Source organism: Amycolatopsis orientalis DSM 43388, from assembly GCF_000411975.1.
Classification (GTDB): domain Bacteria; phylum Actinomycetota; class Actinomycetes; order Mycobacteriales; family Pseudonocardiaceae; genus Amycolatopsis; species Amycolatopsis orientalis_D.
The window spans coordinates 26,077-44,685 of the sequence record NZ_ASXG01000029.1; the positions used below are offsets into that span (position 1 = coordinate 26,077).

General features: G+C 64.9%; 29 protein-coding genes and 4 tRNA genes. 17 read left to right on the forward strand and 16 right to left on the reverse strand.

Annotation, left to right across the window (positions count from 1 at the left end):
• Nucleotides 1-47 precede the first annotated feature (47 nt).
• The 16 genes from gp17 to L942_RS44140 form a co-directional block, all read right to left on the reverse strand.
• Complete coding sequence (gp17, locus tag L942_RS04855) at nt 48-446, reverse strand: tail completion protein gp17 (protein WP_037355412.1); 399 nt, start codon at nt 444-446, stop codon at nt 48-50.
• Nucleotides 446-814 carry a hypothetical protein gene (locus L942_RS04860; RefSeq protein WP_051165721.1) on the reverse strand — a complete coding sequence of 123 codons (369 nt, stop codon included), beginning with the start codon at nt 812-814 and terminating at the stop codon, nt 446-448. Before L942_RS04860 ends, gp17 begins: the two co-directional genes overlap by 1 nt.
• Complete coding sequence (locus L942_RS04865) at nt 811-1,191, reverse strand: DUF6093 family protein (protein ID WP_037355413.1); 381 nt, start codon at nt 1,189-1,191, stop codon at nt 811-813. Before L942_RS04865 ends, L942_RS04860 begins: the two co-directional genes overlap by 4 nt.
• A gap of 17 nt (nt 1,192-1,208) precedes the next feature.
• Nucleotides 1,209-1,796: a hypothetical protein gene (locus L942_RS04870; RefSeq protein WP_037355416.1), complete on the reverse strand. Its 588-nt coding sequence runs from the start codon at nt 1,794-1,796 to the stop codon at nt 1,209-1,211.
• Nucleotides 1,765-1,968, reverse strand: a complete 204-nt coding sequence (locus L942_RS04875; RefSeq protein ID WP_037355419.1) for a hypothetical protein — start codon at nt 1,966-1,968, stop codon at nt 1,765-1,767. Before L942_RS04875 ends, L942_RS04870 begins: the two co-directional genes overlap by 32 nt.
• Before the next feature lie 27 nt (nt 1,969-1,995).
• On the reverse strand, nt 1,996-2,880 hold the full coding sequence (locus L942_RS04880) for a N4-gp56 family major capsid protein (RefSeq protein WP_037355421.1): 885 nt from the start codon (nt 2,878-2,880) through the stop codon (nt 1,996-1,998).
• A 22-nt stretch (nt 2,881-2,902) separates the two neighbouring features.
• On the reverse strand, nt 2,903-3,541 hold the full coding sequence (locus tag L942_RS04885; protein WP_051165723.1) for a phage scaffolding protein: 639 nt from the start codon (nt 3,539-3,541) through the stop codon (nt 2,903-2,905).
• A 21-nt stretch (nt 3,542-3,562) separates the two neighbouring features.
• Entirely contained in the window at nt 3,563-4,471 is a 909-nt protein-coding gene (locus L942_RS04890) for a VG15 protein (protein WP_037355423.1), read from the reverse strand.
• Entirely contained in the window at nt 4,365-5,879 is a 1,515-nt protein-coding gene (locus L942_RS04895) for a phage portal protein (protein ID WP_051165725.1), read from the reverse strand. The genes L942_RS04890 and L942_RS04895 overlap by 107 nt, the downstream gene beginning before the upstream one ends.
• Nucleotides 5,880-5,892: 13 nt before the next feature.
• Nucleotides 5,893-7,497: a hypothetical protein gene (locus L942_RS04900; protein ID WP_037355425.1), complete on the reverse strand. Its 1,605-nt coding sequence runs from the start codon at nt 7,495-7,497 to the stop codon at nt 5,893-5,895.
• Between the two features lie 222 nt (nt 7,498-7,719).
• A complete protein-coding gene (locus L942_RS04905) occupies nt 7,720-8,178 on the reverse strand; it encodes a hypothetical protein (protein WP_037355428.1) in 459 nt (152 codons plus the stop codon).
• A 121-nt stretch (nt 8,179-8,299) separates the two neighbouring features.
• Nucleotides 8,300-8,407: transfer RNA gene (locus L942_RS44135), tRNA-OTHER, on the reverse strand.
• 212 nt (nt 8,408-8,619) lie between these two features.
• Nucleotides 8,620-8,692, reverse strand: a tRNA-Asn gene (locus tag L942_RS04910).
• Nucleotide 8,693: 1 nt separating this feature from the next.
• Nucleotides 8,694-8,770: transfer RNA gene (locus L942_RS04915), tRNA-Leu, on the reverse strand.
• Nucleotides 8,771-8,839: 69 nt separating this feature from the next.
• Nucleotides 8,840-8,920 (reverse strand) — tRNA-Ser (locus L942_RS04920).
• 77 nt (nt 8,921-8,997) lie between these two features.
• Entirely contained in the window at nt 8,998-9,150 is a 153-nt protein-coding gene (locus L942_RS44140; protein WP_158684424.1) for a hypothetical protein, read from the reverse strand.
• 1,225 nt (nt 9,151-10,375) lie between these two features.
• Between L942_RS44140 and L942_RS04930 the strand changes: the two genes are divergently transcribed.
• From L942_RS04930 to L942_RS46125, 17 genes are all read left to right on the forward strand, one after another.
• A complete protein-coding gene (locus tag L942_RS04930) occupies nt 10,376-10,816 on the forward strand; it encodes a hypothetical protein (protein WP_037355432.1) in 441 nt (146 codons plus the stop codon).
• Between the two features lie 102 nt (nt 10,817-10,918).
• Nucleotides 10,919-11,131, forward strand: coding sequence for a hypothetical protein (locus tag L942_RS04935; protein WP_037355434.1), 213 nt, complete (start codon nt 10,919-10,921; stop codon nt 11,129-11,131).
• A gap of 69 nt (nt 11,132-11,200) precedes the next feature.
• Nucleotides 11,201-11,503 carry a hypothetical protein gene (locus tag L942_RS04940; protein ID WP_037355435.1) on the forward strand — a complete coding sequence of 101 codons (303 nt, stop codon included), beginning with the start codon at nt 11,201-11,203 and terminating at the stop codon, nt 11,501-11,503.
• 444 nt (nt 11,504-11,947) lie between these two features.
• A complete protein-coding gene (locus L942_RS04945) occupies nt 11,948-12,238 on the forward strand; it encodes a hypothetical protein (protein WP_158684425.1) in 291 nt (96 codons plus the stop codon).
• Between the two features lie 87 nt (nt 12,239-12,325).
• Entirely contained in the window at nt 12,326-12,532 is a 207-nt protein-coding gene (locus tag L942_RS04950) for a hypothetical protein (RefSeq protein ID WP_037355440.1), read from the forward strand.
• Between the two features lie 76 nt (nt 12,533-12,608).
• Nucleotides 12,609-12,830: a hypothetical protein gene (locus L942_RS04955; protein WP_158684426.1), complete on the forward strand. Its 222-nt coding sequence runs from the start codon at nt 12,609-12,611 to the stop codon at nt 12,828-12,830.
• A 208-nt stretch (nt 12,831-13,038) separates the two neighbouring features.
• Entirely contained in the window at nt 13,039-13,410 is a 372-nt protein-coding gene (locus tag L942_RS04960; protein ID WP_037355444.1) for a hypothetical protein, read from the forward strand.
• Complete coding sequence (locus L942_RS04965; protein ID WP_158684427.1) at nt 13,407-13,835, forward strand: hypothetical protein; 429 nt, start codon at nt 13,407-13,409, stop codon at nt 13,833-13,835. The genes L942_RS04960 and L942_RS04965 overlap by 4 nt, the downstream gene beginning before the upstream one ends.
• A 113-nt stretch (nt 13,836-13,948) precedes the next feature.
• Nucleotides 13,949-14,074: a hypothetical protein gene (locus tag L942_RS45810; RefSeq protein ID WP_268745708.1), complete on the forward strand. Its 126-nt coding sequence runs from the start codon at nt 13,949-13,951 to the stop codon at nt 14,072-14,074.
• A complete protein-coding gene (locus tag L942_RS04975; RefSeq protein WP_037355449.1) occupies nt 14,071-14,511 on the forward strand; it encodes a hypothetical protein in 441 nt (146 codons plus the stop codon). Before L942_RS45810 ends, L942_RS04975 begins: the two co-directional genes overlap by 4 nt.
• 428 nt (nt 14,512-14,939) lie before the next feature.
• Nucleotides 14,940-15,458, forward strand: a complete 519-nt coding sequence (locus tag L942_RS42450) for a winged helix-turn-helix domain-containing protein (protein WP_037355451.1) — start codon at nt 14,940-14,942, stop codon at nt 15,456-15,458.
• A 2-nt stretch (nt 15,459-15,460) separates the two neighbouring features.
• The gene (locus L942_RS04985; RefSeq protein WP_037355453.1) at nt 15,461-15,805 is read left to right on the forward strand and encodes a hypothetical protein; all 345 of its coding nucleotides are present in this window, start codon (nt 15,461-15,463) and stop codon (nt 15,803-15,805) included.
• Nucleotides 15,774-16,562, forward strand: a complete 789-nt coding sequence (locus L942_RS04990; RefSeq protein WP_037355455.1) for a RecB family exonuclease — start codon at nt 15,774-15,776, stop codon at nt 16,560-16,562. Before L942_RS04985 ends, L942_RS04990 begins: the two co-directional genes overlap by 32 nt.
• Nucleotides 16,563-16,716: 154 nt before the next feature.
• Nucleotides 16,717-16,866: a hypothetical protein gene (locus L942_RS44145; protein WP_158684428.1), complete on the forward strand. Its 150-nt coding sequence runs from the start codon at nt 16,717-16,719 to the stop codon at nt 16,864-16,866.
• Between the two features lie 81 nt (nt 16,867-16,947).
• On the forward strand, nt 16,948-17,820 hold the full coding sequence (locus L942_RS05000) for a hypothetical protein (RefSeq protein WP_037355459.1): 873 nt from the start codon (nt 16,948-16,950) through the stop codon (nt 17,818-17,820).
• Nucleotides 17,821-17,836: 16 nt separating this feature from the next.
• Complete coding sequence (locus L942_RS05005) at nt 17,837-18,193, forward strand: hypothetical protein (RefSeq protein WP_037355460.1); 357 nt, start codon at nt 17,837-17,839, stop codon at nt 18,191-18,193.
• Complete coding sequence (locus L942_RS46125) at nt 18,186-18,608, forward strand: endonuclease VII domain-containing protein (protein ID WP_081654940.1); 423 nt, start codon at nt 18,186-18,188, stop codon at nt 18,606-18,608. Before L942_RS05005 ends, L942_RS46125 begins: the two co-directional genes overlap by 8 nt.
• Nucleotide 18,609 lies beyond the last annotated feature (1 nt).

Consider the following 18,609-nt stretch of genomic DNA (forward strand, 5'->3'; position numbering starts at 1 on the left):
GTTTCCGCGCAGCGGGCACGAACGAAATCGTTGCCCATGGTTTCCTTTCAGCCCGCGAAGGAAGAAAAGTGGTACGTGTCAACCGCGTACATCGGATGTAGATCCGTGTTCGGGTTGGTGACCTCTTCGTTTGCGCGGACGGGAATTGCGGTCTCGTGATCGATGCGCGTGCACACGCGGCCGGGGACGACCGGGGTAGCGTCGATCAGCTTGGAACGGGCGGCGTCGGCGACGATCGCCACGCCCTGCGGCGACTCGGCAACCGAGGTGATCTGAAACCGAAACTCGGCGCGGTCCGACGAACCCTCAAGCTTCGTGCCGGACTCGGTGCCCGTGTCGAAATAGACGACCCGGTACGGGTACGTCGGCTTGGCGGGCACCTGCCCGTCATAGAACGGGAGCGGCGCGAGAAGCGCCCGGATGGCGTCGTGGTGTTCGAGGATCATTAGAGGATGTCCTCCGCGACGTCCGCTAGGGCCCGCTCGAATCGCGGAGCCTCTTTGTCAAGCGGCGGGTTGATGTTCAGAACGCCGTTGGTTTTATCGGTGCCGAAATACAGCAGGTTGCCAAGCGCGCCCTGAACCAGGTCCTTGTCCGGACCGATTTCCGCGCCAAGCCCGCCGTTGATCTCGTCGTACGTGATCGAGCGCGGGAAATGGCGGTAGGTCGGGTGGCCGGTGGCGTCGCGCCGCATGTCGTTCTTGACGTTCACCGCGCCCTTGCGGACGACCGGGAGAACCTTCTTGCGGATGTCGTCGGCCGCGATCTCGAGATCGTCGGCCAGCTTTTCTACCTCGGACCAGTCGACGCTCACCCGGTCACCTCTTCGACCTGGAGTCGTACGGCCGACTGGAGAGACTTGCGATCGTCGGACTTCACGCGGAAGATGCGGCCGACATTATCCGGGTCGGCGGACGCGGTGATCCGCACGCGGTGATCCACGCTGATAGCCGCGGTGCCGTTGACCGGCACGTGGAGTTCCAGGCTTTCCAGCGTCCACAGGTGTTCACCGGCAACCGGCGTCTGCGGGAAGCTGCCCCGTAGCCGCTGAATCTTGCACTTGCCCGAGTAGACCGGCGGCCCGTACGTCGGCGATACCGTGCCGTCCGGGTTGGTCGTTCTCCCAGTGACGGCAACGACTTCGCACGCGTCGAGCATCAGCGATTCAGCGGCCCGGCGGGCGCGGGCCACGAGCCCGCGCGTGTTCCTCATCGGAACCTCACCATGGCGACCGATCCGCCGAACCGTGCGCGTAGCCGCTTGCGGGTGGCGTCGGGCAGCTCGATAACCCCGGCCAGACGGCCGGAGGCGGACGAGTTGTAGCCCTCGCTGTAGTCATCGATCCGAAGCTGGGTCAGGTCGCCACGGGAGCTGTAGCCCCCGTCTTCGGCGTTCGCGAGCGCGAGCCCGACCAGCGAGCACACGAGGTCCACGACGTCAGCCGGTACCTCGTCCAGCCCGCCGTTAGCCGACACGGTGACGACCCGCGGGCAGTGGGGGTGTCCCCAGCCGCGTTGACGCCACAGGGAACCGTTGACCAGACGCCAGTCCGTCACCGGCTCGCCGTCGAGGAGAACCCATGCGACAGACCGAATCGGCTGGGCGGGCAGCGTCAGCTCCGACTGACCGATGGCGGGAATGTCCGCCGTGTAGTCGGTCCGTGTGATCGGGGACCCGGCCGCGGAGCGAACCTCCGAAGAGGCGGCCGCCAGAAAGGCGGCCACCCGTTCGGTGTTCGTGACGTCGATCCCGCGCGCGGCTAGGTCAGCCGTTCCCGCCAGACTTGGCAGCGCCACGAGAGGTGCCCTTCTGGCCGGGCTCGGTCACCTTGACGTCCCGGAGGTCGTCGCGGCGCACGAGCTTGCGGAAATAGTCAATTCGTTCCTGGTCCGCTTCCCGCTCGTCATCGAGCAGGAAAGTGACCTTCTGGCCTTCGTTGTTTTCGGTGGTGACGTGAACAGCAGCCATTACGGCTGACCTCCTAAGCGCGAGTTATCAGAGAACGGTGACGTCCACGTCGCAGACCACCAGGGCCTCCGGGCGGACAACCTTCGCGCCGTACAGGTGCAGTCCCTTCACGGCGTCCGAGAAGCTGTTCTGCGGGCGGTAAGCCTCGGTCTTCGAGATCTGCTCCGCGTACGTGGTCGCCATCGAGTGACCGGCAACCAGGAAGTTGGAAACCGCCGGAGCGGTGCCCGCGGTGCCCTGCGGAATCGTGTTCGACACGATCACCGAGAAGCCGACAATGCGGCCAACCTCGCCGTTCATGATGCCCGCGGAGCTGCCGTACTTGGAGACGTCCACGAAACGCGGGTCACCCAGCAGAACGGCGTAAAACTCCGGGCTCACGATCAGGAATCGACCGGTGGCCGGGACGTTCGCCTTGTCCAGGGCGACGCGCGCCTTCCGGATGAGCACGTACGCGCCGTTCTGCGCGGCCGTGGCGTCCGAAGTGGACAGAGCGGTAGCCGGGAGAACGGTACCCGCGCCCGCGACCATCAGGCCGGACAGGAAGGTGTCCGCCGCGGCCGACAGACCGCGCGCGGCCAGCTCGGCGGCCTTGGTCATCACCTGGCCGTTGTCGCGAACCTGGCGAGCGTCGATGTCGTCCAGCTCGAACGCGAAGTACTTCGCCTGGTCGATGAGCAGAAGCTGCTCAGTCGTGGTCAGCGTCGCCGGGTCGATCTGCGTGGTGTTCTTGACGTAGTTAGCGATCGACGGCGCGGACAGCGCACCGATGTGCACCGTGTCGCCGTAGGCGGAGATGTCGCCTTCGTAGTCGTGATTGACCACGCCGCCCTGGGCGAAAATGTACTGGGTCGGAAGCGCGGTCAGGAGTTCCGCGTTCCAAACTTCGGGGATAAAGGTGTCAACAGCCATTGTGGCGATTCCTTACGGGTGGTTATTTGATCCCGTAGAGATCGTTAAGGCGGCCTTCGGCCTTGGCCTTCATGATCGCTGCGGGGCTCATCTTCGCCAGTTCGGCGCGAGTGAGCTGGGACGGCCGCGCGGGCTGCTTGCGTGCGCCCTGGTCGGCGGAACCCTGGAACCGGCCCGTTGCGGTACCTGCCAGGTGTGGTTTTCGGGTGAGCAGGTCGGCAATCGCGTCCGCGATTTCCTCCTGGTCAACGTTGCCGTCCTTGTCGACCTCGAACTGTGAGGGGTCGATGTTCAGAACGGCATCGGAAACGTCGGCGAGCTTGCCAGCCGCGGCGGCTCGAATTTCCGCGCGGATAATTCGAGTGTTGGCCTTTTCGAGGGCGGCGGCCTCTGCCTTCGCCGTCAGCGCGTCGAGGTCGGGCTGTTCGCCTGCCTTGGGCTGCGGCGCTTTCAGCGCTTCGAGTTCCTTGCGAGCCTCGCGAAGCTGCTGCTTGTACTGGTTCCGCTCCGCCTTCATGGCGTCGAGGGCTTTCTTGCCCTTGTCGCCCAAGGCGTCCTCGCCCTCTAGCGGGGCGTCGGTGTCTTCGGTTTCGGCGGCGGAGCCGGTGCCCTCGGTCTCGTCAACCTCGGGGTTGGTGCCATCGTTTTCGGGTTCAGCCATTGCGGCGGAGCCTTTCTCGACTCAGAGGATGTAGCCGTGTTGGCGGAGGAGCCGTACGGCCTCGTCGTGATCGCCGTTCGCGATCTCGTAAATTCGTTCCGGCATCAGGCGGACTGCGCCCTTGAGGCGTCGGCCCGCGGTGCCGAACCGGGTGGTACCGGTCGTGGTGGTGCCAGCGGCGGACATCCCTTTGCGGGCGTTGACCACCTGGCCCATGTCGGCCCCTTCGCGGATAGCTTGGGCACCGTCTTTGGTGAAGATCCGGTCTTGCTCGTCTTTCGAGAGCGACCGGAAGTATTCGAGAGGGTCTGCCGTCAGACCCATGGCGCGAGCGTCGTGCTCGGATGTCGTCGGAATCGCGTAGCAGTCGCACCCGGGGTGCCGCTGAAAGTCGGCTTTCCAGCTATAGACACGGCCCGCCAGGAGAATGCAGCGGGAGCACGTCTCGCCGTAGATCACGCGGACCCACTCGGCGTTACGAGTGGCGACCGCGATTCCGTCAGCGACCCGGCCCGCGTCGGACACCTGGGTTCGCACGATCGCTTCTAGGTGGGCTTGCCCCAAGGCCATAGCGCGATCAACCGACGCCCCAAGCCCGATAGCGCGCTTGGTCGTGATCACCGGGTGGAACAGAAGCGATGGCAACGGTCGGCCGTCGCTTGCGATTCCGGCGAGCGAGTGCGGCGCGACGTCCCCGGCGGAGTCGAGCCGTTCGCCCTGCTGCCGGAGCACCGCGTCCGCGTAGTCGTCCGCAGTGGACGTCTGGCGTAGCTGAGCCTCCGTCACGAGGGCCGTAAGCCTTGCGACAGAGGCAATCCAGGTATCAAGCCGCTGTGGATCCAGCGCCGCCCACAGGCGGCGTCCCTCCTTGGCCGTCGCCTTGGACAGGCTGCGTCGGGCCCTCGCCCGGCGTTCCGCTATTGGGAGCATTAAGGTTTCTCGCGATCTCGGCGATTGGGTCGGTCTCCGCCTGGCGGCGGCGCATCTCGACCACCTCGGCCACTTCCTGGGGCGTCAGCCCCCACTTGGCGGCCAAGTACTCGAACGGGAAACCCACCTGCGAGAGCTTGAGCAGGGCGTCCGCAAGCTGTGACTGCGAGCGGAATTCCTCGTCAGCCCAAAGGGACCGTCCCGCGCGGAGCGCTTCGGCCTTGGCCGTGTTGCCCTGGGCGAGCGCGATAAGCGCCGCGGCTTCGCGAATGGCCGCGCCGAACCACAGTTGCTTTTCCTGCGTCCGCTTGACGAGGCCGCCTTCCGCGGCGATAAGCGCGTCGCTCGACAGGTTGGCAATTTTGCCGATGAGGTAGTGCTGGGGCGTGCGAGTCTGCGCCGCGATGTGGCCAATAGCAGTCTCGATGATCTCGGTAAACGCGGTCAGGTTGGTTTCCGAGAATTCCGCGACCTTCGCGTTTTCGTCGGTGACGAACGCGATGCGGTCAATCGCGAACCGCTCCATGTCTACCGGGCGCTCGCCGATGACCGTGCCCTTGTCGTCAAGGATGGGGATCATCGGGCGTTCCGCGCCGAGGATGAGCCGTTGCTTGAAACCGGCGTAGTCGGACGCGGTGAACAGAAGCGACCACAGGAGGTTTACGCCATCCTGCATCGAGATAACGCCGGTGACGTCCGAAATGGGGTCGGCGAGCAGAGTCGGCTTGTTCTGTAGCTCGACCATCGGGACAACGCCCATCGGGTTCGGCTGGGGGTTGGGCTCCGAATCGCCCATGTCCCGCGTGGCCCACTTGTCCAGCTCTTCATCAATCGCCGCGTCGGCGTGCGTCTTCGTGTTCTGCGAGAGCGGGCGCTCGAATTTCCACACCTCGTCCGGCAGATACAGCGTCGCAAACTCGCGGTTGCCGTCCTGCCACGTTTTCAGCGCCGCGCGCCGGAGGCGGCGCGAGCCGGGAACGTAGGCGATGATGCACTGAGAGGCGTCCTCGAACGTGACCATCGGGGTCTGTTCGTCGTCCGGGTTGCCCCAGACGAGGACGAACGACCGGCCGGAGTTGATAGCGCCGAGAAAGCCTAGCTGCGAGTCGACGTCGAGCCCGTTCGTCTGCCAGACGCGCCAAATCTCTTTGTCCGCCTGGGCTTCGCCGTTCGCGTGGATGCCCTGCCAGGTAAGCCGCTCCACCGGAGCGTCAGACACCAGCGGCACCCAGTTGTCCGCGAACCCCTTGTAGCGGTCCGCGTGGTACTTCGCGAACTGCTCGGAAGCGAACTTGAGCCGGTGGTCACCGCGGTAATACCGGTCGATCGTGTGAATGGCCGGGCGGCGGTTGCGAAGCTCGTTGTACATGACATCCACGAGCGCGGAAGCGTCCTCAATGGTCGCCATGCGTAAAGCCTTCCTAAGCTCCGTAGTAGTAATTCCGCCGCTTGGCGGCCAGTCCGGCGGCGCGGACGTCGCCCGCGGCCTCGTGCGTCAGCACGGACGTCACACAGGCGTCAATCTTGAGTTTGTCGCTGACTTTCACGAGCACGTAGCGATCGGCCGGGCGCGCGGCTGCGCGCGTATTGCCGACGTGGGCCGTCGTGATTTCGCAACCGTCGTGCGTGAAGCCGGAATCGGCCGTCATCACATCGGTTTTCAGCCGCTCGGCAGCGTCGTGCATCTGCGCCGGACGCCGGGTGTACCAACGGATAACCCGCTTGGCCCCGAAGCTCTCGGCCCACGCGTCGATCTCGGATTCCCAGTACGGCGGGTCGCAATACATCCGAACGACGTCGTACCGCGCGAACAGCTCGCGAACCGCGGCGTCCACTTCGAGCCGCGGCACCTGGCCGTCAAAGTCGGCCGGATTCCAAATCGTCTTTCGGCCGTTCGGCCCGTAAGTCGGGGTGAACTGGAAACCGTCCATGGTTTCCGCGCGAAGCGCTGTCCAGTCGTCAACGTCCGAACCGTCGAACCCGAGCACGATCCGCGTACGCGGCTTGACGACGCGGTCAGCCTTGTGGCTTTCCCACGCGGCGAGGTCCAGCCACGTATCCGTGCCTGCCGTGATCCGGTTGCCGAAGAATCGCTCGGCCTGCGCGGGGTCGCGCGTGAGCAATTCGGCAACCTCGGCCTCGATGCCGTCAAAGTCGATGTGGCTCGAACCGGCGTAGACAACCTTGTAGATCTTTCGCCGGTCGGCTTTGTTCTTGAATGACAGGTTGGCCGGGGCTTGCGGGAAGAATCGGAAAACGTCGTCCACCGTGGTCTGGTGGGTGAGCTGTGCCGTGCTCTCTTCCGTTGGGTCCCACGCGTTCGTGGTCTCGATTACCCGGCCACCCATACCGGCCGCGCCGCGGCGCTGGGTGTCGGCGACCTTCACCATCTTGTTCTGTTTGGTGTAGGTTCCGGTCTCGTCCTGAACGGCGAAAATGATGGGGTTACCGAGACGCGATTGCGCCGACGAGGTAACAACGGTGATTTCGCCATCGCGGGGAAGCCGCGTGAATTCCTCGCCGACCCGGCAGACGTCGCCGAGCGGGCCGAGTTTGAGCATGGCCTTTAGCGGACGGTAAACATTGTCTACCTGGTCTTCCGATGTGGCCAGAAGCTGAATTAGCGGCGTTGTCCACGGGCGGCCCATCGGTTCGCCCGGTTCGTAGACGTACATCCAGCCGCACGGGCAGCCCCAGTCGGCGCAGGCGTAAACCTCTCCGCCTGCCGCCCAGCCGTCGAAAACGACCGGGCCGAGCGCTTCCGCGATTGTCTGCGCCGCGGCAAACGGGCCCTTGCCGGACTTCTGCGGCATGACGATTTGCGAACGCCGGTAGTAGAACGCGGGGGCGAGCTGCCCCCGCTCGGCGGTCGGCTTGACGCGGTAGTGGTTGGCCAGACACCAGAGCTGCCACGGGTAGAGCTCAAGCTGAGCACCCCGGGCGTCCCGGTCGGGTACCGGACAGTGAGCCTCGATCCAGTCCGGGACAATCCACAGGGTAGGAAAGTCCACGGTGAAGTCATCCACCGTGAGCCTCCTATGTCAGTATTCGTCCCGCCATTCGCCTTGTTGAATGGCGCGGTTGGCGGATGCGCGGGTTCGATGACTTCCGAATCGGTGGCGCAGCCGCCCGTGAGTGCAATAGACGCAGTCGGGACCGCACGGGCGAACGTAAGCGCGCGTCTCACCGCGCGCCAGGCGCACTCGGTACGGTGCGGTCTTATCCGTGTGGCTCACAGGACTTTCCTGTCAGTCGTTTTTAACGACCCTCATCCGGTTCTTTGCGGACGGCCGGGTCGGTTTGGTTTCTGCGGAAGGCGTGCTGTTGTCGGCTTCCTCGATCCGCCATCGGTTGCGAAGCATTCCCTGAACGGAGAGCCCGAGGGAGTCGAGATACTGTCGGACGACTTTCTGAAGTTCGACGGAGGCTTTCGGCATTTCTGCTTCGCAAAGCTTCCGGACGAACATCGCAACCTCGATCGTCTGGTCGAGTTGTCGCCACATGATCGCCTGCGGTCGCTGCCACAGGTCGAGCCAGAACTCGACTTCTCGCTGCGTGGCCTGGATTAGCGGCCACTCCGGCGGCGGCTGGTATTCCGGCTCGCGAGGGAGCGTGGTCCAGCCAGCGGCGTCCGACGGACGTTCGCGGCGGAGAGCATTGGGATCGGGCGGCGGTCCGGAGACCGCGCGTGCACCACCACGGGGCATGTCGGTCTCCTCGGGTTGGTTTGGGGCTAGCGCGATCGGCCCTTTGCGACAGCGCTCCGCGGTGCAAGAAGCCTTGCGCGGGCTGTGAACCGATCGCCTTACCGGCTTCTCGGCTAGCGTTGTGCGCGGGCGGGATTCGGACCCGCGTGGGCTGGAGCATCGGGTGAATCCGGACCCGCTCTCAGTCCTGTATCCGGTGTCAGCATTCGGCCAGCTCTGCCACCGCGCGTGCCGGTCAACGGCTCCCGGCTTGCCCCTTCGCAGGGCCGCCTGAATGGTCGGCCGTTTGGGGTTCCCCGGTAGCGACCCGGGCACTTTTGCGACCCGCCCTGGGCTGCCAGGGGCAGCGGAACGGGTCTTGCTAACGCGGCAGCTCTGCCATTGAGACTTACCGGGGAGACTCCTCCTCGGGCGGGACTCGAACCCGCAACCACCGCCACGCTGGCCTCCCTGGACTCGAACCAGGAACCGGCGGATTAACAATCCGCTGCTCTGCCAATTGAGCTAGAGACCAATGGTACCCCTCCACGGATTCGAACCGCGAACCTTCCGGGTCTGAGCCGGACGCCTCTGCCAGTTGGGCTAGAGGGGCGAGCGATCCGGGCGAGCCCTGCTTCATTTGAGCTTCGGCGGCTGCGTCTACCCGAAGCCCCGGATCTAGCGGAGAGCCGAGGAATCGAACCCCGCGGCTGAGCCGCCCCCGGTTTTCGAAACCGGGTGCCCACCATTGGGCTGACTCTCCAGTGCCCGTTTAAGCGGCGAGCGACCCGCACAGGGCGGCTAGCCGACCTGCTAGCGCTTTGATGACGTTCAACCCCGTTAGCTTTCCGGCGGTATCCACCCAAGGGCCGCCAGGCGGCGGATTAGGCGGTTGACCGCTTCCTCCATCGCTTCGAGCTGCGCCCGATCCGATTCGTGCTCCGCGGCGAGACAGGTGAAGTCGGTCTCGCACACGCACGGTTCGTCGCTCACTTCGGCAACCCTCTCGACTTGATAACGACGGTTACGCCTGGTCGCCGCGCGCTTCGGGCGCGCGGCCGTTATCTAACGGCGACCTTTTGAACCTGACGGACCCGGCAGAGACCTCCCCGGCGGTCCAGGCATGATCCACATCCGGGGGTACCCCCCACCCCTATCCGCTTTCGAGGTCCCCGAAGCCGACCGAGGGGTTTGTTTCGAGGGTCACCGAGCGAGCCCGGAACCTTGGTTGAGCGCCGTCTCCCGCGAGTGGCACGAGTGACACAAGCCTCTTCCGTTGGCCTTGTCATTCGGGTTCATGCCCTTGAGGACTAGCTGATCCCTACTCAGTGGCCAGTGGTCCGCGTGTACCGCACGCTTGCGTCGGCACAGCACGCACACTGGATCACGAGCGAGCACGCCTCGCCTGAACGCCTCGTGTCCCTTGCCTCCGTAGCCACGGCTGGCACTGGTGCCCCGTGCCCGGTCCGCCCGTGCCCTGTGGTCTGGGCACCGGCCGCCACCTTCGGTCAGCTCCGGGCATCCGGCAACGGTGCACACCCGGTAGCCCGGCCTCACGGGAGGGCGAAGCCGCAGGGCGTCTCGTCGTCGCCGTCGTCATCCTCGGCTAGCTCGGTGATGGTGCCTAGCCCGAGCGTTACCTCTCGCTCGCCACGGCTGGCACTGAGGGAGAAGATCTCCCGGCCGAAGAGGCACACGCAGATATCCATAGCTAGCCTCCGGGGGAGTAGGTAGGGGGCAGGGCGGTAGCCCTGCCGTACACAAGCCGACCGGCCGACCATCCGTGGGCCGGTGCGTTTACGGCTGGTGCCCGGTCACCGCAGGGAGCTAGCTAGCTCGGTACCCACGATGACCGGGAGTTGTCTCCGTTGTCGACTCGGTGGCGCGATAACCCTTAGTCCACGGTGGACAACGGAAGAGAGACCGACCGGGGAGCATTACTGAGCACCAGGCGGAGAGAGGGACGCCTAGTTAGCTGCGTAAACCGCTCAACCACGGTCGGAAACCTAGTTAGCGTAGTTGACTTTGTTAACCAAGGCCGTTCGGCTGACGCCGACGGCTTTACTGTGTTGACGTAGTTAACTGCGCTGTGTTCGCTGTGTTCATCCTATAGACACTGTTCCAAACGCCGATCCGGAACATGAAGTGACGTAGTTCACTCGGTTGGAGCAATCGCCGTGCCTTTACGCGTGCCGCTAGCGCGTGTGAAGTCGTGGGCATGACGAACACGATGAGCGCCACCGAGACCCGCGTTATCGACGGCGTTACCTACGTCTGGGTGCCCTGCCACCGCTGCGGCGGGACGGGTCACTTCGGCCCCGTGTCCGTGATGGGCGGCAAGTGCTTCGGGTGCACCGACGAGAGCGGCCAGGCGGCACGCGGTCGCTGGGTTGCCGAGACGACCGTCATGCGCCAGGCTGCCGACAAGCGCCGCCGGGACGCTGCCCGCAAGGCTCGGGAGGCCAAGCGGCTGGACGCTTTCCAGGCACGCACTGACGCTGCCGTGGCCGCCCTGGTGGCCGTGGGCTTTACCAACGTGGCGGAGCTGATGCGCTCGGACGATCCGCGCGAGGCGTACCCGGCGCAGCTCGCGGCGCACTCGGTTCGCGACTACGGCACCGACCCGGCGGAGGCGTACGCCGACTGGCTCAACCGGTGACCGAGGGCCCCCCGCTTCGGCGGGGGTTTTCTCGTCTCCGTGACTTGACGAGTGCGGGCAGCGCGTGTAAAGTCAGTGGCAACAGCGAGCGAGGGAGACGAAATGCTTACGGTCATCGAGAACGACAGCGAGGGCACCATCCGGGTTCACGGCTCCGAGTGCCGCGACGTCGCCAAGGACGCCCGGGGCGCGCACGTCTACGTGACCCGCGTCGGCGACCGGGCCGAAGCTCTCCAGACCGTGGCCGACAACCAGGACGCCGAGGTTGAGGAGGTGGAGGGGTTCGTGACCTTCCTCCCGTGCTGCGGCCACTGAGGCACCGAGAGCCCCCGCTTCGGCGGGGGTTTTCTTGCATCCCATAGCCTGAGTCCGAAGGAGGACCCAATGACATCCCAGCGCAAGACGCTCGCCGCGCAGTACGTGTCCCGGGTGATCAACGCCGCGAAGCTCGGTATCCGCGTTCAGGAGTCGCACACCCGCTTCACCGGGCGAGAGGGCGTCTGGGCGGCCAATCGGGGGGATGGGGCGGTGAGCGTGGACGTAGCGAGCTTCGACCGTGACGACGCGATGGAGACGGCCGGAGCGCTCGTGCGGGTTCTCGGACCCCTGTTCGCACTGGAGATGACGTATGAGCCGCCGGACAGAGAGCCGCAATTGCACTACGTGTGGTTCACAGTCCGCCGCTGACAACTAGCCCCCGGAGACCCCGGGGGCTTTTTGCTGCCCGGAGTCTGCCCGATGCTCCGGGCTCGTGACCAGCGGAACGCCCGCGACGCTACGCCATCCGGGTGACCCCCCGGAGAAAGTGCTTTACAAGTGCTGACGGCGCACGTAAAGTTCTCTGTGTCAGGCCGAGAGGCCAGACGGAAACACCGGGGACACGGACTGCGCCGCGAGGTAGAAGCAGCAACGGGAACCGGGATCGGTCGCCAGACCGGGGAAGCTTTCACCAGGGCCTGAGAAACCCTGGGGACCTCGGCGAGGGGGCCAGCGGGGCGGCGACTGTCGGGAGACAGATAGCGCCCGCTGAACACAGCCACCCGGCTAGGAAGCCAGCCGCAGAACCGCCAACGTGCGGGGAAGGTCGCGGCGCGGGGTTCGATTCCCCCGGGTGGCACTGGAGGTACTGAAATGCACTGGAATTCAACCGCAAGCCACGAGAAAGCGTTCGGGCGCATGGTCCCTTGGTCGGACATCGAGCCGGGGCAGACCATCCGCTACCCGCTTCGACCGACTGAGCACACAGACAACGAGGGGTGCTCGGTGGCCTACTCCGAGCCCCGCCCGGTGCGGGAGGTCCGCCGGTTCGATAACGGCGCAATGGTCATCGTCTGGGACGACGAGCGGATCGCGGGCCGGAACGGCGAGCTTCTGCTCACCAAAAACCACGGGTTGTTCTCACCGATGGTTCTGCCCAGCTGAACCAACCGGGGTGACCGGCAGGCACCGAGGTTCGAGCCCTCGGCACCCGCTCTAGTATCAGTGCAACGCAACGAAAGGGGCCGCGCGATGGCTGGGACGAACGGGTTCACCTACTACGACGTGACGTACAAGCTGGACGGCGAACCAGGCGAATACCGCATGAGGTGTCAGACGGACGGCGAGACGACCACGGACGACTTTCCTGAGATGATCGGAGCCCGACTCTGGGGCAGCCCGAAAGCCGGGGCAGAGCGCATCATCGTCGTGAGGTACGAAGAAACGGACAACGATTAACCCTGACTTAGAACGCAAGGGCCGCAACGTGAACACCCGCGTTGCGGCCCTTCGTGTGCCCCCGAACGGAGAGACCATGCACGCGAGACTCACGAGAGCGGCCGAAGTGATCGGGTTCGCCGGGATCGCCGCCGCCACGGTGCTGGCCGCCCTGGTGGGCTTGGCGGCCTGCCGGACGACGGACGGGCACCCGTCGCCGCGCGCCCCGTACACCGAGGACGCGGACGCCAAGGACTACCTGTGCCAGTACGACGGCAACCGGCGTTGCCCGATCACCGACGCGGAAGGACGGATGTAATGGGCAAGGACAAGCGCGGCAAGACGGCTAGCCACTGCGCTAGCTGCGGTACGGGCCCCCAGTGTCAGAACTGCTCGGGAACCGGTCGGTGGCTCACGCGCCAGGATATCGCGTGTTCGCATTGCAACGGCAACGGCCGTTGCCCGATTAACTCATGACTTCTAACTTGACATGTGCTGAGAGAGGATGCTTAACAATGGTTATAGACGTGGCCAAGGCTCTGGAATTGCTGGAACGCGCCGTCAAGGAAAAGGGCGCGGATTACCTCTACCCCCGCACTTACACTGCCGGTCTGCCGGTGTGTGCTTACGAGCGGAACGGCAAGCCCTCGTGTCTGGTCGGCACCGCGCTGTCCTACACCGGAGTGACCGTGGAACAGCTTCGCGAGATGGACGCGGCCGGGTACGCCTCGTTCGCCCGGCTCTACATGGACGACCGGTTGCCCGTGGAGCTGACGGACGACGCGGTTGACGTGTTCCAGGCCGCCCAGACCGCGCAGGACATCGGGGACATCTGGGGTACGGCGCTGGAGAAGGCGCGCGAAGAGGCAGCGGAGATCGCGAAGAGGGACAAGCGGTGACTCAGAAGACATGGCACGCAGTGGCCGGGACCCTCTTCGGGTTCCCGGCCCTGCCGCCTGACGAGGACTGGACCAGGGACCCGTACGCCAAGATCCTGGCGGGCCAAGCCGCGATCCTCGACAAGGCGGCCAAGGTGAAGTACCGCAAGCCGACCAAGCCGCGGGGGTTCAAGGGTCCGAAGCCGGGTGACGGCGAGTTCGCGCCGAAACCCGGTCAGCCGGGATCGGTGCTGGAGTTGGACGGCAAGCGGTTCGAGGTGTGGGCCGACGCACCCGCGTGGGATGGCGGTAAGGCGGTATGGGCCGTCTGTGACGGCCGATACTTCCGCATCAACAAATACGGCGATTACGCGGAGTTCGATGCGTTGGGCTACCAGATCGGCGAAGCGCGCCGGGGCGACTATGCGGGCAAGGCCGCCGCATGAAAGGTGAAAACCCGGCAACCGCGGCACAGCGGACCCGGTTCATCAAGAAGGCGCTCCGGGACGCGGGGTACTCCGGTCGCGTCACGAGTGAACCGCCATCGCACAAGGCGCAGATGTCCACCGTTGACCAGTGCGACGACTTTGACGCGGTGAGCGCCTACCTGACCGGGTACCTGGTTGGTCTCGCGGACGTGAAGCGATGCGAAGGATTCGTGTCCGTCGTCTGGGTCGGCTCATGACGACGGAGCGGCGGTGCAAGCGGAACCACGAGCCGAACTGGCACAAGCCGCCCAACGGTTGGCCGTACTGCCGGACGTGCAAGAACGAGAGCCAGGCGGTACGGCGGAAGCCGCGGTGCACCCACGACGGCCCGCACCTGGTAGCCCGGGACGCCAACGGGAACCGCTACTGCCGCGTGCAACGGGCACAAGGGCTCCGCGCGGCACTCGCTTCCCGCGATGCCAAGGCGGCGGCCGTTCCCGTGGACGGCTGGGAGGCTGAATACGGCCCTTGCCCGCCGAAGGTGCCCGAACACCTGTGGGTTGACCGGGTGGCCCTGGAGCGACACCTCCGGGGCTTCCCGGTCGGCCGCCCGCTGACGGCGGGGGAGCGGCGGGCGCTGGTGTTCCTGTCGGCGCTCCGCAGCGAGCTGCCCGACGTGATCCAGGCCGCATAGGGCACGCGCCGAGGATTCGTTGCAACGGCCAACAGCGGAGCGATGCTAGCCGCGGCCGGACCTCCGCAAGCACGGAGCGCGACGGCTGGACTGTGGTACAAACGGGTGACCTTTAACGGTTGTTTACTGCAAGGTAGTGGCCCATTCGTTACCGGGGACAGGTAACGATGCAGGTCATGGCCCTGACGCTGGGGATCTTTGGACGCCCGTCCAACCCGGGTTAACCCGGCTACATCGATCGAACACCCGTGCGATGTTACCTTCTGTTATCCGCTCGTTAGGTGATGCTCGACACCGTGTGAGAAGTTTTCGGATTCAACTAACGTGGACATCGCTAGCCGAGAGGGGAGGAAATAGACGTTCGGCCGCTTGACGCCTGCTCTGAGCGCCTGTCAAGATAGGCGCAACATACCGAAGGGGCGGACCAAATGTCACGCGGCGGACTTGATAGAGACATAATTGTTGATCTGCTCAAGCAGCCCGGAATGACCCAAGCGGAAATTGCGCGGATGTACGGGACAACACGGGCAGCGGTGAGCTATCACCTCCGGAAGAAACCGGGACCGGCATATCCCAAGCGGACGGCTGACAATCTGGCTGAGCGCATGCCGTGGCCGGAGGCGTCCGGGAAGGTGAAGCGTACGCCGGAATGGCGAAAGCTTCTCAACCACTTGGAATACGTCGAAACCGGTGGCCGTGGCATGTCGGATGACAAGCTGGCACGGCTGGCCGGGTTCTACAGAGAGCTAGAAGAATTCAATGTAGTGGTCGAGTTTGACCCGAGCATTCCGCCGCGGCCGGGGTCCGCGGGCGGCGGGTGGGCGTTCGTTCCCCGTACCGAAAAGGACGGGGACCTTATCATCCGCGTGAACGAGCACACGCAGATGACGCCGCGAGACTACACAGTGTGGAAAATGCCGAAGGTTCGGCCAAATAGCGAGAGGTAAATATGACTGGGGAAACCGTCGTCTCGGAACACGGGGTTATCCACGCTACCCGAGAAGGCGACGGCGGCGGTTTGTGGCTGCTCATCGTTGACCGGTCAGTCCTGTGCGAAGAGGGAGACCCCCTCTTCGCGCCGGTAGCGTCGATCCTCGAAAGCTCGTGCACAAGCCTCGTCCTGGTGGACGAACGCGCGGACGGGGAATTCCTTTTCAACCGCGCGGTGATGACGGTCTACCGGAGTTTCGGCGGCTGCCCGGGGGCGGCCGTCGCCCACAGATGCCACACCAGCGAGGGAGTGGACAGGGAGGTGAAGGAGTATGACGGAGGCGAGCGAGAAGCGGCGGCCTAGGTATTCGGTCAGCCAGCACAAGCAATACCGGCAGTGCCCGCACCAGTGGTACCTACAGCGCCGCGTGAAAGCGTGGCAGCGTCCGGCCGCCTGGCTGGCTCACGGGACGGCCGTCCACGCGGCGGCGGAGTTCTGGGAGCGGTCGGGCCGCGCGGCCAGCCTCGCGGACGCTCAAGCCGAGTTCGCCCGGGTGTACGCGGCGACGTTGGCCGCGGACATGGAGGTCACGCCGAATCTTGAGTATTGGTTCCAGTCGGGGCCCTACGGTGGCGAGGCGGACGTAGAGCGCCGCTACGGCATCGGCCTGGAGCAGGTCGCCAAGTACATCGATTACTACTCCGGCAAGGGAAAGAACGAGGTCATTTGGATCACCCCGGACGGGACGCCCGGGATCGAGCTTCGGTTCGATATCGAGCTGGACGGCGTGTCGATCATTGGCTATATCGACCAGGTGATTAACGGCGAGGCGCGGGACATCAAGACCGGCCAGCCGCCGAAGGATACTTTTCAGCTCGGGGTGTACAAGGTCGCCCTTGAGGAACAATGGGGGCTCAAGTCCGACCAGGGTTCCTACTGGCTGGCGAAGTTCGCCCGGCCGGTGCGGACGTTCGACGTGAGCGACTGGAGTCGCGAACGCGTCGCCGACGAGTTCGGGAAGCTACACGAGGACATCACCGCGGAACGGTTCGACCCGGTTATTGGGGATCATTGTCAAAGATGCCCAGTGTCCGGGGCGTGCTCTTTTTTTGCCCGCTAACTTGACATGTGCTGAGAGAGGACGTCAAGTGAATAAGAGAATTGCTGTCGGGGCCCTCGCTGCGGGGGCCCTTTTGCTATCCGGGTGCAGCTCGATCACGGCGGGCACGGTGAGCGGCAAGGAATACGAGCCCGGGTCGACGTGGCTTATGCCCGTGAGCACGGGGAAGGTAACCGTCCTAGTCCCCCAGACCGACCCGGAGTGCTGGCGGCTCGACCTTGTGAGCGGCGAGGACACGGGCAGCGTGTGCGTTTCCCGCCAGGACTACGACGCTTACCGGGCCGGCGAGCGGTACCCGCGGTGACGTACGTCTTCGCGATTTTCTTTGTGCTCGCGTTCGCCTTTTGGTGGGCGGCCGAGCGACCCGATAGAGAGGAATAAGAGAGTGGCCAAGTTCAAAACGGGCGACCGGGTGCGCTACATCGGGGATGCCGAGCACGGGCTGTGGCCGTCGTTCCGTGCCATGCGTACGCCGGGAACGATCGCGGAAGTTCTCGGAACGAGGATGCGAGTCCACTTCGATGGATTCGGTGCCCGGAGTTTCACTACTAGCGAATTCGAGGTCAAGGCAATCGAGGGAGAAAAGATTACACACAAGTTCGAGACGACGTACCGGGGTGTCAAGGTGCCGGAGTCGCTGACGAACAACCTTGGTACAGCCGAGGCATCGTGGTTCAAGCGCGGTGTCGATGCGGCGATCGATGCCGCTCCGGCCAAGGTCACGGTCGCAGGGTACGAGCCGGAGAAGTTCGCAACGTTCCAGCTTCCCCCGGCCGGGATTTTCCCGGCGTCGTACTGGAGGGATCTGCTCAAGCCGAAGTTCCGCTACTTCCGTAGTCAGAAGCCGTCGCGGGCGAACGGCGAACACCACTACTGGCGGACCGCGGGCGACGCGACGGAGCTCTACTCGTTGTCTAGCAAGCGTTGGGAGGCCGCGACGGTCACACTCGACGCCCTTCGGTCTGCCGCGCAGATCTCCGAGGTTCTGTCCGGCGACGTGCCCGAGCATGTACGGAACGCCCCGAAGGCAGAGGGCCGCACCGCGGCTACTCGCTACTTCCGTACCTCGCCCGGGTTCGGCGGCCAAACTCTTTGGTACCGGTTCTCTGGCGGCAAGCTTGAGGTCTGGGACAACGTGAGCGGCTGGGACCCGAGTATGTGCGCCAGCCCGGAGCGGCTGAAGGCGTTCTGGCCGGAACGAACCGTTCACGAGGTTCGGACCCTCGACGTCCCCTTCCGCATCCTGAACGCCAAGTGAGAGAGGGGAAACAGCGATGACTGACCACAAGCTGATGTATCGAGGCGTCGAGATCCCGTCGTGGCTCTCGCCGCTCAAGAGCAACGCCAGCCCTGCCACTCTCCAGGTGTTCGCGGCCGGGGTCAATGCCGCTCTCGACAAGTCGACCGAGGCGGCACCGGCGTACCGCTATTTCCACGACGGCGACGACCCGGGGCACCGATTTTACTACCGGGTCGCGGCGGACGGAAAGATCGAAAACTGGTACGAGAATCGCAAGCCCCTCGAATGGAGGGACGCGACGGAGTTCAGGCGGCTGGAAGAGCTGACGGACACGGACGGGTACACCGAGGTTCGCGCGGACCAGGTTCCGGCGCGCGTCCGGAATGGCTAAGGGGTGCAAGGACTGCGCGGCCGAGGGCTCGCCGCTCACTCGGCCCGCGGATTACCCCGGCCCGCGGTGCTACACCCACCACAAGGCGGTCAAGAAAGCCCGGAGGGAGCGGGCTCAGGCACAGCGGATCGAGCGCGTTTACTCGATCACCGAGGACCAGTACCAAGAGCTGTACCGAGCGCAGGGCGGCGCGTGCGCCATCTGCCAACGGGCAACCGGGAAGACGAAACGCCTTGCGGTGGACCATGATCACTCGTGTTGCCCCGGCCCGGTCTCGTGCGGCAAGTGCGTCCGCGGCTTGCTGTGCACCCCGTGCAACAAAGGTGTCCTAGGACATCTCAGAGACAGTCCGGACGCGCTACGGCGCGCCGCGGAATACATCGACAACCCGCCCGCGAGGCGGGTTTTTTCATGAG